Here is a 14,846-nt window from a genome sequence, read left to right on the forward strand (position 1 = left end):
AGAGCGGATTCCGTGCGGACGGCGGGCCTGGCGGCCGCGCCGTCCCTCTGGCGCCGTATCAGTCTTCCAGCTCCATGTTGATGGCCAGCGAGCGGATTTCCTTCACGAGCACGTTGAAGGACTCCGGCATGCCCGCGACCATCTCGTGGTTGCCGTCGACGATGTTCTTGTACATCTGGTTGCGGCCCTGCACGTCGTCGGACTTCACCGTCAGCATTTCCTGCAGGGTGTAGGCCGCGCCGTAGGCTTCCAGCGCCCAGACTTCCATCTCACCGAAGCGCTGGCCGCCGAACTGCGCCTTGCCGCCCAGCGGCTGCTGGGTGACGAGCGAGTACGGGCCGGTCGAACGGGCGTGCATCTTGTCGTCGACCAGGTGGTTCAGCTTCAGGTAGTGCATGTAGCCGACCGTGGTCTTGCGGTCGAACGCCTCGCCGGTGCGGCCATCGTGCAGCTGCATCTGCGTCTTGGTGACGTTGAAGCCCAGGCGCTCGGTGTCGGCGTCGCCGTCCGGGTAGGCCAGGTTCAGCATTTCGCGGATCTCTTCCTCGAACGCACCGTCGAACACCGGGGTGGCCATCGGCACGCCGTCGGTCAGGTTGCGCGCCAAGGTCAGCAGCTCCTCGTCGCTGAACTGGCTGAGGTCGACGCGATCGCCGGCCAGGGCCGAGTCGTGGTTGTAGACCTTGCCCAGGAACTCGCGCAGCTCGGTCACCGCACGCTGCTCGTCCAGCATCTTCTGGATGCGCTTGCCCAGGCCCTTCGCGGCCCAGCCCAGGTGCACCTCGAGGATCTGGCCGATGTTCATGCGCGACGGCACGCCCAGCGGGTTGAGGCAGATGTCGACCGAGTTGCCGTCGGCCATGTACGGCATGTCCTCGACCGGCACCACGTTCGACACCACGCCCTTGTTGCCGTGGCGACCGGCCATCTTGTCGCCCGGCTGGATGCGGCGCTTCACGGCCAGGAACACCTTGACCATCTTCAGCACGCCCGGTGCGAGGTCGTCGCCCTGGGTGATCTTGCCACGCTTGTCGGCGAAGCGTGCCTCGAACTCCTTCTCGTGCGCCTGGATCTGCTTCTGCGCACGCTCGATGGCGTCGGAGGCATCCTCGTCCTTCATCCGCAGCAGGAACCAGTCGGCCTTCTTCAGGCCATCCAGGTATGCGTCGGTGACGGTGTCGCCCTTCTTCAGGCCGGTGCCGCCATTGGCGACCTTGCCGATGATCTGGCCGCGCAGGCGCGCGTAGATCGCCGCTTCCAGGATCCGGAACTGGTCGTCGAAGTCCTTCTTGACGCGCTTGATCTCGGACTCTTCGATCTGACGCGCGCGCTTGTCCTTCTCGATGCCGTCGCGGGTGAAGACCTGCACGTCGATGACGGTGCCGTCCATGCCCGGCGGCACGCGCAGCGAGCTGTCCTTCACGTCCGAAGCCTTCTCGCCGAAGATCGCGCGCAGCAGCTTCTCTTCCGGGGTCAGCTGGCTCTCGCCCTTCGGCGTGACCTTGCCGACCATGATGTCGCCGGCGCGCACTTCGGCGCCGATGTACACCACGCCCGACTCGTCGAGGCGGTTCAGCGCCTGCTCGGACACGTTCGGGATGTCGGCGGTGATCTCCTCCGGCCCCAGCTTGGTGTCGCGCGCGACGCAGGTCAGCTCTTCGATGTGGATCGTGGTGTAGCGGTCTTCCTGGACCACGCGCTCGGACAGCAGGATCGAGTCTTCGAAGTTGTAGCCGTTCCACGGCATGAACGCGATCAGCATGTTCTGGCCCAGGGCCAGCTCGCCGATGTCGGTGGACGGGCCGTCGGCCAGCACGTCGCCGCGCGCGACCAGATCACCCACGTGCACCAGCGGACGCTGGTTGATGCAGGTGTTCTGGTTGGAGCGGGTGTACTTGGTCAGGGTGTAGATGTCGACGCCGGCGTCGTGCTCGCCGGAGATCTCCACTTCATGCACCTTGACCACGATGCGGCCGGCGTCGACCTGCTCGATCACGCCACCACGGCGGGCGTTCACGGTCACGCCCGAGTCGCGCGCCACGGCGCGCTCGATGCCGGTACCGACCAGCGGCTTCTGCGCACGCAGCGTCGGCACGGCCTGGCGCTGCATGTTGGCGCCCATCAGCGCGCGGTTGGCGTCGTCGTGCTCGAGGAACGGCACCAGCGCCGCGGCGACCGACACGGTCTGCATCGGCGAGACGTCCATGTAGTGGATCTCGGCCGGCGGCTTCAGCAGCGACTCGCCCTGGTAACGGCAGGGGACGAACAGCTCGGTCAGCTTGCCGTTGCCATCGTGCGCGGCGTTGACCTGCGCGATGACGTACTCGTTCTCCTCGATCGCCGACAGGTAGTCGACGGCATCGGTGATCTGGCCGTCCACGACGCGGCGGTACGGCGTCTCCAGGAAGCCGTACTGGTTGGTGCGTGCGAACACGGCCAGCGAGTTGATCAGGCCGATGTTCGGGCCTTCCGGCGTTTCGATGGTGCAGACGCGGCCGTAGTGAGTCGGGTGCACGTCGCGCACTTCGAAGCCGGCACGCTCGCGGGTCAGGCCGCCCGGGCCAAGAGCCGACACGCGGCGCTTGTGGGTGACTTCCGACAGCGGGTTGTTCTGGTCCATGAACTGCGACAGCTGCGAGGAGCCGAAGAACTCCTTGATCGCGGCAGCCACCGGCTTGGCGTTGATCAGCTCCTGCGGGGTCAGGCCCTCGGACTCGGCCATCGACAGGCGCTCCTTGACCGCGCGCTCGACGCGGACCAGGCCCACGCGGAACACGTTCTCGGCCATTTCACCGACCGAACGCACGCGGCGGTTGCCCAGGTGGTCGATGTCGTCGACCACGCCGCGACCATTGCGGATCTCGGTCAGCACGTTCAGCACGTCGAGGATGTCCGAGGTCTGGCCGCGCTCGGCCACCAGGCGCTTGGATTCCTCGTCGTTGCGCTCGCCGAAGTACTTGCTGTCGTACAGCACGGCTTCGCCGGTGGTTTCCTTGCGGCCCACGCGACGGTTGAACTTCATCCTGCCCACGGCCGACAGGTCGTAGCGCTCGAAGGTGAAGAACAGGTTGTGGAACAGGTTCTGCGCGGCTTCCTTGGTCGGCGGCTCGCCCGGACGCATCATCCGGTAGATCTCGACCAGCGCCTCGAGCTGGGTGCGGCTCGGGTCGATGCGCAGGGTGTTGGACAGGTACGGACCACGGTCCAGGTCGTTGACCCACAGCGTGCCGACGCTGGCGACGCCGGCCTTGCGGAACGCGGCCAGATGCTCGTCGTTGATCTCGTCGTTGGCGCTGGCCAGCAGTTCGCCGGTGGCGGCGTCGACCACGTCATGGGCCAGGATGCGACCGACCAGGTGCTCGTCCGGCACGGCCAGGGCGGTGATGCCCGACTGCTCCAGCTGACGCACGTGGCGCGCGGTGATGCGCTTGCCGGCCTCGACGATGACCTTGTCGCCATCGGCCAGATCGAAGTTCAGCGTCTCGCCGCGCAGGCGCTCGGGCACCAGCTCCAGCTGCACGCCTTCGCTCGGGTCGATGTGGAAGGTGTTGATCTCGAAGAACGCACGCAGCATCTCTTCGTTCGAGTAGCCCAGCGCACGCAGCAGCACCGACACCGGCAGCTTGCGGCGACGGTCGATACGGGTGTACAGCGCGTCCTTGGGGTCGAACTCGAAGTCCAGCCAGGAGCCGCGGTAGGGGATGATACGGGCGCTGTACAGCAGCTTGCCCGAGCTGTGGGTCTTGCCGCGGTCGTGGTCGAAGAACACGCCCGGCGAACGGTGCAGCTGCGAGACGATGACGCGCTCGGTGCCGTTCACGATGAAGGTGCCGTGCTCGGTCATCAGCGGGATCTCGCCGAGGTAGACCTCCTGCTCCTTCACGTACTTGATCGCCTTGGTCGACGACTCGCGGTCGTAGATCACCAGGCGCACGGTCACGCGCAGCGGCGCACCGTAGGACAGACCACGGTTGCGGCACTCGCGCTCGTCGAACACCGGCTCGCCGAGCTTGTAGCCGACGTACTCCAGCGCGGCGTTGCCGCTGTAGCTGCTGATCGGGAAGACCGACTTCAGGGCGGCATGCAGGCCCTGGTCGCGGCGCTTGGCGCCATCGGTGTCGGCCTGCAGGAAATCACGGTAGGAATCGACCTGGATGGCGAGCAGGAACGGCACTTCCAGGATCGAGCTCTGCTTGCCGAAATCCTTGCGGATGCGCTTCTTCTCGGTGAACGAATACGACGTCATGGGTCTACCACCTCTGTCATTGCGGGCCGTGCGTCGCGGCCCGAGGGGAACATGAAACTGTCAGTAGGAAGTCGCTGGTATTGCCGGCACCAGCACGCCATCTCCCGCTACTTCCGACTACCAGCTCCGCGCGTGCGTGACACTGGGTTTTCAGGTGTTTCGGGCCATCGCGGGAGCCATGCTCCCGGAACGACCAAAGGCCGGGGGCTTTCGCCCCCAGCCTTGGTGCATCACCGAATGTGCCGGCGATGCAAGGTGTCGCTTACTTGAGTTCGACGGTCGCGCCGGCGGCCTCGAGGTCCTTCTTGAACTTGGCGGCGTCGTCCTTCGACACGCCGTCCTTGACGTCCTTCGGAGCGCCTTCGACCAGGTCCTTGGCTTCCTTCAGGCCCAGGCCGGTGATGGCACGGACGGCCTTGATGACCTCGACCTTCTTGTCGCCGGCGGCCTTCAGCACGACGGTGAACTCGGTCTGCTCCTCGACCGGGGCAGCGGCAGCGGCCGGGCCGGCAGCCACGGCGACCGGGGCGGCGGCGGAGACGCCGAACTTCTCTTCGATGGCCTTGACCAGCTCCATCACTTCCATCAGGGTCTTGCCGGCAATGGCTTCGACGATCTGCTCGTTGGAAAGGGACATTGTGATTACCTTCTGAAATGTTTTCTGGAAAGGAAATTTAGGAAATCGTCGAAGCGATCAGGCTTCGGTCGCGGCTTCTTCGGCAGCGGCGTCGGTTTCGGCCGGCGCGGCATCGCCACCACCCTGCTGATCGGCGACGGCCTTGACCGCGCGAGCAAACATGGTGGCCGGCTCGGCCAGGGCACGGGCGACCATCGCCAGGGCCTGCTCGAGGGTCGGCAGCGACGCCAGGACCTCGACATGGCTGGCCGGATACAGCTGACCGCCGACGGCGACCACCTGCGGCTTCAGCTTGTCGTTGGTCTTGGCGAACTCCTTGATCAGGCGACCGGCTGCGCCGGGCTCCTCGGTCGAGAACGCATACAGCAGCGGACCCACGAGTGCATCCTTGGTGCACTCGAACTCCGTGCCTTCGACGGCGCGCGCGGCCAGCGTGTTCTTGACGACTTTCAAGTACACGCCGTTCTCGCGGGCCTTCTTGCGCATCGCGGTCATCTGGGAGACCGTGGTGCCTGCGTACTCGGCGGCGATCAGGGAGTGCGCCTTGGCGGCGACGTCGGCCAGTTCGGCGACGACTTCCTTCTTCTGGGACAGATTAAGAGCCATAACACTCCTCCGTATGAACTCCGCTCGCGGCTCCTGCCGGTTGCGGTCCTGGGCGACGCCCTTCCGTGGGTGTCGGGGACGCCTCGTGGCGCCCCGGTGCTGGCCTATCTGATCCGCTCGGGCCCGAAGGCCGATCGGGAAAGCATCCAGAAGGCGGCACCATCTACGCAGGTTCGGACCAGACGGCCCGGATTAAGCAGCCCCGCTGCATCGACGGCGATTCCCTGCCAGTACGAGCCTCCCTGCCCGTCGCCGATGTGCGCCGACCGCGCCTGCGGTCTTTGACGGCTGTCGCCGGCGCATGGCCGGCGACTGCCCTCAAACTCTTGCAACCGGACCCCCGCGCGCAGCGACGGCCCGGGACACGCGATTACTTCAGGGACAGCGAGGTCTGGTCGACGGTCACGCCCGGGCCCATCGTCGAGCTCAGCGAGACCTTCTGCAGGTACTGGCCCTTCGAGGTCGCCGGCTTGGCCTTGATCAGGTCCAGCAGCAGCGCCTGCAGGTTCGACTTCAGCGCATCGTCACCGAAGTCGGCCTTGCCGATGGTGGCGTGGATGATGCCGGCCTTGTCGGTGCGGTAGCGCACCTGGCCCGACTTGGCGTTCTTGACCGCCTCGGCCGGGTTCGGCGACACGGTGCCGACCTTCGGGTTCGGCATCAGACCGCGCGGACCCAGCAGGGTGCCCAGCTTGCCGACGACGCGCATCGCGTCCGGGGTGGCGATGACCACGTCGTAGTTCAGGTCGCCGGCCTGCATCTTCTCGGCCAGGTCGTCCATGCCGACGGCCTCGGCGCCAGCGGCCAGGGCCTCGTCGGCCTTGGCGCCCGCCGGGGCGAACACCGCCACGCGCACCGACTTGCCGGTACCGGCCGGCAGCACGGTCGAACCGCGCACCTGCTGGTCGGACTTCTTCGCATCCACGCCCAGGCGGACGGAGACGTCGACGGCCTCGACGAACTTGGCCTTGGTGAAGCCCTTGATGATCTTCAGGGCGTCATCGATCGCGTACGCCTTGCCCGGCTCGACGGCCGCCTTGATTGCCTTCTGTCGCTTGTTCAGTGCCATGATCTCAGCCCTCCACCACCAGACCCATCGAACGGGCCGAGCCCGCGATGGTACGTACCGCCGCATCCAGGTCGGCCGCGGTCAGATCGGGTTCCTTCGCCTTGGCGATGTCCTCGAGCTGCTTGCGGGTGACCTTGCCCACCTTGTCGGTGTTCGGGCGCTTGGAGCCGGAGGTGATGCCCACGGCCTTCTTGAGCAGCACGGTCGCCGGGGTGCTCTTGGTGACGAAGGTGAAGGTACGGTCCGAATAGGCCGTGATGATGACCGGGGTCGGCAGACCCGGCTCGAGCTTGGAGGTCGCTGCGTTGAATGCCTTGCAGAACTCCATGATATTCAGGCCGCGCTGACCCAGCGCAGGACCGACCGGCGGCGAGGGGTTGGCCTGACCGGCCTTCACCTGCAGCTTGATGTAACCGACAACTTTCTTTGCCATTTGAGTACTCTCCGGGTGCAGACGCCTGGATTCAGGCTCCCCATCGCTCCGGGAAAATCACGCGTCCCGGTATCGCGTTGACGCTAGATCCATCTCGCACGAACGGCCGCCCCGAGGGCGGCCGATGTGGATGCCCGGCATCCCGGACAGGAAGCCGCGCAGTGTATCAGATATCCGGGGCGGCCGCAGGCGCGCGCCCGGGAGCCTGGTCAGGCCTTCTCGACCTGACCGAACTCGAGCTCGACCGGGGTCGAGCGACCGAAGATGAGCACCGCGACACGCAGGCGGCTCTTCTCGTAGTTGACCTCTTCGACGACGCCGTTGAAGTCGTTGAACGGGCCATCGGTGACGCGGACCATCTGGCCCGGTTCGAACAGCACCTTCGGACGCGGCTTCTCGACGCCTTCCTGCACGCGATCGAGGATCGCGGCGGCCTCATGGTCCTGGATGGGCAGCGGGCGATCGGCGGTGCCGCCGATGAAGCCCATCACCTTCGAGGTTTCCTTGACCATGTGCCAGCTTTCGCTGTCGATGCGCGGAATACCGTTCTCGTCGTGGGTCTCGATCTGGACCAGCACATACCCCGGGAAGAACTTGCGCTCGGAACGGCGCTTCTGGCCGGAGCGCATCTCGATCACTTCCTCGGTCGGCACCAGCACTTCGCCGAAACGCTCTTCCATGCCGTTGCGGACGATGCGGTCGCGCAGGGCCTGGGCAACGGACTTCTCGAATCCGGAATAGGCGTGAACCACATACCAACGCTTCACTGCGACATTCTCCTCAGCGGCCGTAGTTCAGGAACAGCTCGATCGCCCACTTGACGAAGAAATCGAAACCGGCGAGCAGCAGGCTCAGGATGATCACCACCACGATCACCACCCAGGTCATGCGGGTCGCTTCCTGACGGGTGGGCCACACCACCTTGCGCAGCTCGAAGCGGGATTCGCTCAGGAAATCGCGGGTGTCGCGCCCCTTGGCGGTGACCATGAAGACGCCGAGACCCGCGAGCAGACCAGCCACGACGGCCAGGCCACGCAGCTGACCGCCCCATGCACCCAGCTGGGCGGAGCGCTCGGCGGCACCGAACCAGAACCAGACGAAGAGACCGCCGAGGACCAGCAACGCGGCAATGACGTACTTGGCGATGTCGCCGCCGGCGGCGGACTGGGCCGGATCGATCTTGCTGTTCAAGTCGCGGTCGCTCTCAATCGGTACGGCCCGACAGACGCGGACCGGATTACTGCATGGAACTCCGTCAGATGGCACGCCAGGAGGGACTCGAACCCCCAACCTGCGGTTTTGGAGACCGCTGCTCTGCCAATTGAGCTACTGGCGTACAGGAACTGACCAGGACTTCCTTAGACGGCGAAGGCGGACCGAAGCTCCGGCCCGCCCTTCGCGCTTTCCCGGCGACCCGTCGCCGGGACCCGCAGGGGGCTTACTTGGTGATCTTGGAGACCACGCCGGCGCCGACGGTACGGCCGCCTTCGCGGATCGCGAAGCGCAGGCCTTCGTCCATCGCCACCGGGTTGATCAGGGTGACGGCCATCTTCACGTTGTCACCCGGCATCACCATCTCCACGCCTTCCGGCAGCTCGACCGCACCGGTGATGTCGGTGGTGCGGAAGTAGAACTGCGGACGGTAGCCCTTGAAGAACGGGGTGTGGCGGCCGCCCTCGTCCTTCGACAGCACGTAGACTTCGGCGTCGAACGAGGTGTGCGGGGTGATCGAACCCGGCTTGGCCAGCACCTGGCCGCGCTCGACGTCGTCACGCTTGGTGCCGCGCAGCAGCAGACCGGCGTTGTCGCCTGCCTGGCCCTGGTCCAGCAGCTTGCGGAACATTTCCACGCCGGTGACGGTGGTCTTCTGAGTCGGACGGATGCCGACGATCTCGATTTCCTCGCCGACCTTGATCACGCCGCGCTCAATGCGGCCGGTCACCACGGTGCCGCGGCCCGAGATCGAGAACACGTCCTCGACCGGCATCAGGAACGGACGGTCGATCGCACGCTCCGGCTCAGGAATCCAGGTGTCCAGCGCCTCGACCAGCTTGATGATCGCCGGCACGCCGATGTCGCTCTGGTCGCCTTCCAGCGCCAGGCGGGCCGAACCGTGCACGATCGGGGTGTCGTCGCCCGGGAAGTCGTACTTGCTCAGCAGCTCGCGCACTTCCATCTCGACCAGCTCGAGCAGCTCGGCGTCGTCGACCATGTCGGCCTTGTTCAGGAACACGACGATGTACGGCACGCCGACCTGACGCGACAGCAGGATGTGCTCGCGGGTCTGCGGCATCGGGCCGTCGGCAGCCGAACACACCAGGATCGCGCCGTCCATCTGCGCGGCGCCGGTGATCATGTTCTTGACGTAGTCGGCGTGGCCCGGGCAGTCGACGTGGGCGTAGTGACGGGTCGGGGATTCGTACTCGACGTGCGCGGTCGAGATCGTGATGCCGCGCGCCTTCTCTTCCGGCGCCGCGTCGATCGCGTCATAGGCCTTGAACTCGCCACCGAAGCGCTCGGCGCCGATCTTGGTCAGCGCGGCGGTCAGCGTGGTCTTGCCGTGGTCGACGTGACCGATGGTGCCGACGTTGACGTGCGGCTTGGTGCGCTCGAACTTACCCTTGGCCATGGCTGCTTCTCGGATGATGATTTGAAAGAACCGCCCTGCTCGGGCGACTTGAAAAGTGGTGCTCACGAAAGGAATCGAACCTTCGACCTCCTCCTTACCAAGGAGGTGCTCTACCGACTGAGCTACGTGAGCACATGCAACAACTTTTCAACGGAACATCGTGTGGCGCAATGGAGCGGGAGACGGGAATCGAACCCGCACCATCAGCTTGGAAGGCTGAGGTTCTACCATTGAACTACTCCCGCGAGGGGAACCGCACTTCGGCAAACCACACTCCGAAGCCTGTCACGATGTTTCCGGCACCACTTGAACCTGGTGGAGGGAGGTGGATTCGAACCACCGAAGGCGTAAGCCAGCAGATTTACAGTCTGCCCCCGTTGGCCGCTTGGGTATCCCTCCTTGTCCGCCCCGCCGAAATCGCTGGAGGGGTGAAGGAGCCCGAAATTCTGACCGCATCCGATACGCCTGTCAACAGATTTGTTGCATCGGATTCCAGTGGTCAGACGTTGAAGCGGAAGTGCAGCACATCCCCTTCCTGCACGCGGTATTCCTTGCCCTCCAGACGCATGCGCCCGGCCTCGCGCGCACCCGACTCGCCACGATACCGGATGAAGTCGTCGAAGGCGATGGTTTCGGCGCGGATGAAGCCCTTCTCGAAGTCGGTGTGGATCACCGCGGCGGCCTGCGGCGCGGTGGCGCCGGCCTTGACCGTCCACGCACGGACCTCCTTCACGCCGGCGGTGAAGTAGGTCTGCAGCCCCAGCAGCTTGTAGGCGGCACGGATCACGCGGTTCAGGCCCGGCTCCTCGAGGCCGAGATCGGCCAGGAAGGTGTCGCGGTCGGCATCGTCCAGCTGCGACAGCTCTTCTTCGATGGCGGCCGAGACCGGCACCACCTCGGCACCCTCGGCGGCGGCGCGGGCGCGCACGGCCTCCAGGTGCGGATTGTTCTCGAAGCCGTCCTCCAGCACGTTGGCGATGTACATCACCGGCTTGAGGGTCAGCAGGAACAGGTCGCGGACGAGCGCCTTCTCCTCGTCGTCCAGGCCGGCGCTGCGGCCGGAACGCCCCTCGGCCAGCGCCGCCTGCAGTTTGGCCAGTACCGGCTTGCGCGCAGCAGCCTCCTTGTCGCCGCCCTTGGCCGAGCGCTCGGCGCGGTTGAGCGCCTTCTCGACGCTGTCCAGATCGGCCAGGGCCAGCTCGGTGTCGATCGTGTCGATGTCAGAGAGCGGGTCGACCTTGTTGTTCACGTGGATGATGTCGCCATGCTCGAAGCAGCGCACCACGTGGGTGATCGCATCGACCTCGCGGATGTGCGCCAGGAACTTGTTGCCCAGGCCCTCGCCGCTGGCCGCGCCGGCGACCAGGCCGGCGATGTCGACGAACTCGACCGCGGTCGGCACGACCTTCTGCGGGTTGATGATCTCGGCCAGCTGGTTCAGGCGCGGGTCCGGCACCGGCACCACGCCGACGTTCGGCTCGATCGTGCAGAACGGGAAGTTGGCCGCGGCGATGCCGGCCTTGGTCAGCGCGTTGAACAGGGTCGACTTGCCGACGTTCGGCAGGCCGACGATGCCGCATTTGATGCCCATGATGAGTGCCGTCAACAGTGAAAAGTGAAGGGTCAAGCAGGATGCCGCGCGCCCAGCTTGACCCTTGACTCTCCGGGGGCGGACCAGCCGCCGGGATCGTCCTCTACCGCGCCGTGTGCAGCCGTTTCATCGCCTCGTTGACCTCGCCGGACGCCACCAGCGGCAGCACGTCGATCGCGTCGTCGATCGCGCGGCCGATCATGATCTCGTCGTCGGCGCCCGGACGCCCGAGCACCCAGCCGGTGACGCGGTCCTTGTGGCCGGGATGGCCGATGCCGATGCGCAGGCGATGGAACCTGCCGTGGCCGAGCAGCTGGATGGTGTCGCGCAGGCCGTTCTGGCCGCCATGACCTCCGTCGAACTTCAGCCGCGCCACGCCGGGCGCCAGGTCGAGTTCGTCGTGCGCCAGCAGCGCCTCCTCCGGCGCGATCTTCCAGAACCGCAGCGCGGCGGTGACCGACTTGCCGCTGAGGTTCATGTAGGTCGCCGGCTTCAGCAGCCAGACGCTGCGTCCGCCGATGTCGACCCGCGCGGTCTCGCCGAACAGCTTGGATTCGAGCGCGAAACGCGCACCGGCGCGCTCGGCCAGGGTGTCGACCAAACGAAACCCGGCGTTGTGCCGGGTCCGGGCGTGTTCCGGACCGGGATTGCCCAGTCCGACGATGAGACGCAGTTCCGCCATCGTGTCTGCAGCCGCCTGCTGCCCGGCAAGGCCGGGCAGCAGGTGTGCGGCTTACTCGGCCTTCTCGCCTTCGCCTTCGGCCGGGTCGGCCTCGACGCGGGCGTGCTTGGCGATGACGACGGCCACGTCGTGGTCGGCACCCAGCTTCAGCTCCGGGATCTCGACGCCGGCCGGCAGCTTGATCGCCGACAGGTGGACGACGTCGCCGACGGCCAGCTGCGACAGGTCGACTTCGATCGACTCCGGCAGGTCCTTCGGCAGGCAGGTCACGGTGACTTCGTTCAGCTCGTGGGTGATGACCACGCCACCAGCCTTGCCGGCCGGCGAGGTCTCGGCGTTGACGAAGTGCAGCGGCACGGCGGCGCGCAGGACCTCGTTCTCGTTCACGCGCTGGAAGTCCAGGTGCATGACCAGCTGCTTGTACGGATGACGCTGCATGTCACGCAGCAGCACCCTCTGCACGTCGCCGTTGAGGCTCAGGTCCAGGATCGAGGAGTAGAACCACTCGTTCTGCTGGGCCAGCCAGATCTTCTCGTGGTCGAGCTGGATGTTGACCGGCTTCAGGTCGCCACCGTAGACGACGGCCGGAATCTTGCCGTCGCGACGCAGGCGGCGGCTCGCACCCTTGCCCTCGTCCTCGCGACGTTCGACATTGATCACATGGTTGGACATTTCATTCACTCTTGGTGGTTGCGGGACACCGGATGGGATCCCGTTCGATGGACCGCCTTGCGGCGGCCCGGGCGACTCGTCCGCGACCAGACGAGTCGTGCGTTCCCGGAGGTCGGGAAACGGGAGTGACCGGCGCGCCGACCACTCCCGATTACCGTCGTCCGGACGGCCGCCCGGAGGCGGCCGATCCTTCCTGCGATACGCGGCCAGCGCCGCGCACCGTCAATCCACGTACAGCGAGCTCACCGATTCGCCGAAGGCGATGCGGCGGATCGTCTCGGCCAGCAGCTCGGCCACGCTGACCTGGCGGATCCGCTTGCAGCCCCTGGCGGCGTCCGACAGCGGGATCGTGTCGGTCACCACCAGTTCGTCGAGCTGCGAGTTGTTGATGTTGTCGATCGCCGCGCCGGACAGCACGGCGTGCGTGCAGTACGCGGCGACCTTCAGCGCACCACGCGCCTTCAGCGCGGCCGCGGCGGCGCACAGCGTGCCGGCGGTGTCGACGATGTCGTCGACCATCACGCAGGTCTTGCCCTCGACGTCGCCGATGATGTTCATCACCGTGGACACGTTGGCGCGCGGCCGGCGCTTGTCGATGATCGCCAGATCGGCGTCGTCGAGGCGCTTGGCCACCGCACGGGCGCGGACCACGCCGCCGACGTCCGGCGAGACCACGATCAGGTTCTCGGTGCCGTAGGCGCGCCAGATGTCGGCCAGCAGCAGCGGCGAGGCGTAGACGTTGTCGACCGGGATGTCGAAGAAACCCTGGATCTGGTCGGCGTGCAGGTCGACGGTGAGCACGCGGTCGGTGGACACCGCGCTCATCATCTTGGCCGCGACCTTGGCCGTGATCGGCACGCGCGTGGAGCGCAGGCGGCGATCCTGGCGCGAATAGCCGAAGTACGGCATCACCGCGGTGACGCTGGCCGCCGATGCGCGCTTGAGCGCGTCGATCAGCACCAGCAATTCCATCAGGTGCTCGGCGGTCGGCGCGCAGGTCGGCTGGATGACGAACACCTCCTGCCGGCGCACGTTCTCCTCGATCTCGACCTGGACTTCGCCATCGGAGAAGGTGGAAACGAGGGCCTTGCCCGGGCGCACGCCCAGCTCGCGGCAGATGCTGTTCGCCAGCGGGCGGTTGGCATTGCCGGAAAAGACGAGCAGGTTCCGGTCTTCTTGCAGTTTCTTGATCACGGCGGCGTTCGATCTGGTGGCGGTGGGCGGGTGAATCGAGACGTCGTTCCGTGACTCCGCCGTCGGCGGATTGATGCCGCCCTTCCGATGCGCGGACGGGACGGACGCCATCCGCACGAAACGGATGGCAGGGGCGGCAGGATTCGAACCTGCGAATGCCGGGATCAAAACCCGGTGCCTTGGACCTCTTGGCGACGCCCCTGCGTTCGATCAACCTTCCGGTGGCCGCGCCAGCGCATCCAGCAACGGCGACCGCGCCGCACCGTCCACCACCCAGGCGCGAAGGCCCTGCGGCAGCCGCGCCAGCGCCTGGTCGGCGGCGGCGCGATCGGCGAACTCGACGAAACACCCTGCGCCAGACCCGGTCAGGCGTGGCCGGCCGACACGCGCCAGCGCATCGAACACGGCCTCGACGGCCGGTTCGCGGCAGCGCAGCACCGGCTCGAAGGCGTTGTCGAGCACCGATCCAGCAGCGAAGCCCGACATTGTCGCGGGCGGGGCATTTCGCGTCAAATCCGGGTCCTGGAACAGGACCGGGGTCGGTACGTGCACGCCGGGATCGACCAGCAGGTAGCTGGCCGGGTCCAGCGCCAGCGGGGTCAGCACCTCGCCGACCCCCTCGGCCCAGGCATTGCGGCCGCGCACGAACACCGGCACGTCCGCGCCCAGTCGCAGGCCGAGCGCGGCCAGCCGTTCCTCGCCAAGGTCCAGGCGCCAGAGCCGGTCCAGCACACGCAGCACGGTCGCCGCGTCGGACGACCCACCGCCGAACCCGCCGCCGGTGGGGACGTGCTTTTCGACGAAGATGTCGGCACCCAGCGGGCAATCGGCTGCTTCCTGCAGCAGTTTCGCGGCGCGGACCGCCAGATCGTCGGCTGCGGCCACGCCGGGAACGGACGCACCGACCCGCACGATCGCCCCGTCCGTGCGCACCCGCAGGCCGATCCGGTCGCCCCAGTGCAGCAGCCGGAACACGCTCTGCAGCATGTGGTAGCCATCGGCACGGCGGCCGGTGATGCGCAGGAACAGGTTCAGCTTGGCCGGGGCCGGCCACAGGCTCCAGCCCTGCCCTTCCATGACCGCGTGA

General features: G+C 66.5%; 13 protein-coding genes and 5 tRNA genes. All 18 read right to left on the reverse strand.

Features of this window, described 5'->3' with window-relative positions; translation table 11 throughout:
• Positions 1-58: 58 nt before the first annotated feature.
• The 18 genes from rpoB to ispE all read right to left on the reverse strand — a co-directional run bounded on the left by rpoB (position 59) and on the right by ispE (position 14,836).
• On the reverse strand, positions 59-4,246 hold the full coding sequence (rpoB, locus tag IB242_RS11695) for a DNA-directed RNA polymerase subunit beta (protein WP_192279488.1): 4,188 nt from the start codon (positions 4,244-4,246) through the stop codon (positions 59-61).
• A gap of 262 nt (positions 4,247-4,508) precedes the next feature.
• Positions 4,509-4,883 carry a 50S ribosomal protein L7/L12 gene (gene rplL, locus IB242_RS11700; protein WP_192279490.1) on the reverse strand — a complete coding sequence of 125 codons (375 nt, stop codon included), beginning with the start codon at positions 4,881-4,883 and terminating at the stop codon, positions 4,509-4,511.
• Positions 4,884-4,940: 57 nt separating this feature from the next.
• On the reverse strand, positions 4,941-5,489 hold the full coding sequence (gene rplJ, locus IB242_RS11705) for a 50S ribosomal protein L10 (RefSeq protein ID WP_192279492.1): 549 nt from the start codon (positions 5,487-5,489) through the stop codon (positions 4,941-4,943).
• Positions 5,490-5,859: 370 nt separating this feature from the next.
• Entirely contained in the window at positions 5,860-6,558 is a 699-nt protein-coding gene (gene rplA / locus IB242_RS11710) for a 50S ribosomal protein L1 (protein WP_192279493.1), read from the reverse strand.
• Positions 6,559-6,562: 4 nt separating this feature from the next.
• Complete coding sequence (rplK, locus tag IB242_RS11715; protein WP_192279495.1) at positions 6,563-6,991, reverse strand: 50S ribosomal protein L11; 429 nt, start codon at positions 6,989-6,991, stop codon at positions 6,563-6,565.
• Positions 6,992-7,200: 209 nt separating this feature from the next.
• Complete coding sequence (gene nusG / locus IB242_RS11720; RefSeq protein WP_192279497.1) at positions 7,201-7,758, reverse strand: transcription termination/antitermination protein NusG; 558 nt, start codon at positions 7,756-7,758, stop codon at positions 7,201-7,203.
• A 13-nt stretch (positions 7,759-7,771) separates the two neighbouring features.
• On the reverse strand, positions 7,772-8,182 hold the full coding sequence (gene secE, locus IB242_RS11725; RefSeq protein ID WP_192279499.1) for a preprotein translocase subunit SecE: 411 nt from the start codon (positions 8,180-8,182) through the stop codon (positions 7,772-7,774).
• Positions 8,183-8,251: 69 nt separating this feature from the next.
• Positions 8,252-8,327, reverse strand: a tRNA-Trp gene (locus IB242_RS11730).
• Between the two features lie 102 nt (positions 8,328-8,429).
• Positions 8,430-9,620 (reverse strand): elongation factor Tu, encoded by a 1,191-nt coding sequence (gene tuf / locus IB242_RS11735; protein WP_192279471.1) that lies wholly within the window; start codon positions 9,618-9,620, stop codon positions 8,430-8,432.
• Positions 9,621-9,676: 56 nt separating this feature from the next.
• A tRNA-Thr gene (locus tag IB242_RS11740) sits at positions 9,677-9,752 on the reverse strand.
• Between the two features lie 39 nt (positions 9,753-9,791).
• Positions 9,792-9,865 (reverse strand) — tRNA-Gly (locus IB242_RS11745).
• Positions 9,866-9,933: 68 nt separating this feature from the next.
• Positions 9,934-10,019: transfer RNA gene (locus tag IB242_RS11750), tRNA-Tyr, on the reverse strand.
• A gap of 100 nt (positions 10,020-10,119) precedes the next feature.
• Positions 10,120-11,211 (reverse strand): redox-regulated ATPase YchF, encoded by a 1,092-nt coding sequence (ychF, locus tag IB242_RS11755; RefSeq protein ID WP_192279501.1) that lies wholly within the window; start codon positions 11,209-11,211, stop codon positions 10,120-10,122.
• A 103-nt stretch (positions 11,212-11,314) separates the two neighbouring features.
• Positions 11,315-11,893: an aminoacyl-tRNA hydrolase gene (gene pth, locus IB242_RS11760; RefSeq protein WP_192279503.1), complete on the reverse strand. Its 579-nt coding sequence runs from the start codon at positions 11,891-11,893 to the stop codon at positions 11,315-11,317.
• Between the two features lie 51 nt (positions 11,894-11,944).
• On the reverse strand, positions 11,945-12,565 hold the full coding sequence (locus IB242_RS11765) for a 50S ribosomal protein L25/general stress protein Ctc (RefSeq protein ID WP_192279505.1): 621 nt from the start codon (positions 12,563-12,565) through the stop codon (positions 11,945-11,947).
• A gap of 222 nt (positions 12,566-12,787) precedes the next feature.
• Positions 12,788-13,747: a ribose-phosphate diphosphokinase gene (locus IB242_RS11770; protein WP_192280522.1), complete on the reverse strand. Its 960-nt coding sequence runs from the start codon at positions 13,745-13,747 to the stop codon at positions 12,788-12,790.
• A 137-nt stretch (positions 13,748-13,884) separates the two neighbouring features.
• A tRNA-Gln gene (locus IB242_RS11775) sits at positions 13,885-13,961 on the reverse strand.
• An 8-nt stretch (positions 13,962-13,969) separates the two neighbouring features.
• Positions 13,970-14,836: a 4-(cytidine 5'-diphospho)-2-C-methyl-D-erythritol kinase gene (gene ispE / locus IB242_RS11780; RefSeq protein ID WP_192280525.1), complete on the reverse strand. Its 867-nt coding sequence runs from the start codon at positions 14,834-14,836 to the stop codon at positions 13,970-13,972.
• Between the last annotated feature and the right edge of the window lie 10 nt (positions 14,837-14,846).

Source organism: Xanthomonas sp. XNM01, from assembly GCF_014851915.1.
GTDB lineage: Bacteria > Pseudomonadota > Gammaproteobacteria > Xanthomonadales > Xanthomonadaceae > Pseudoxanthomonas.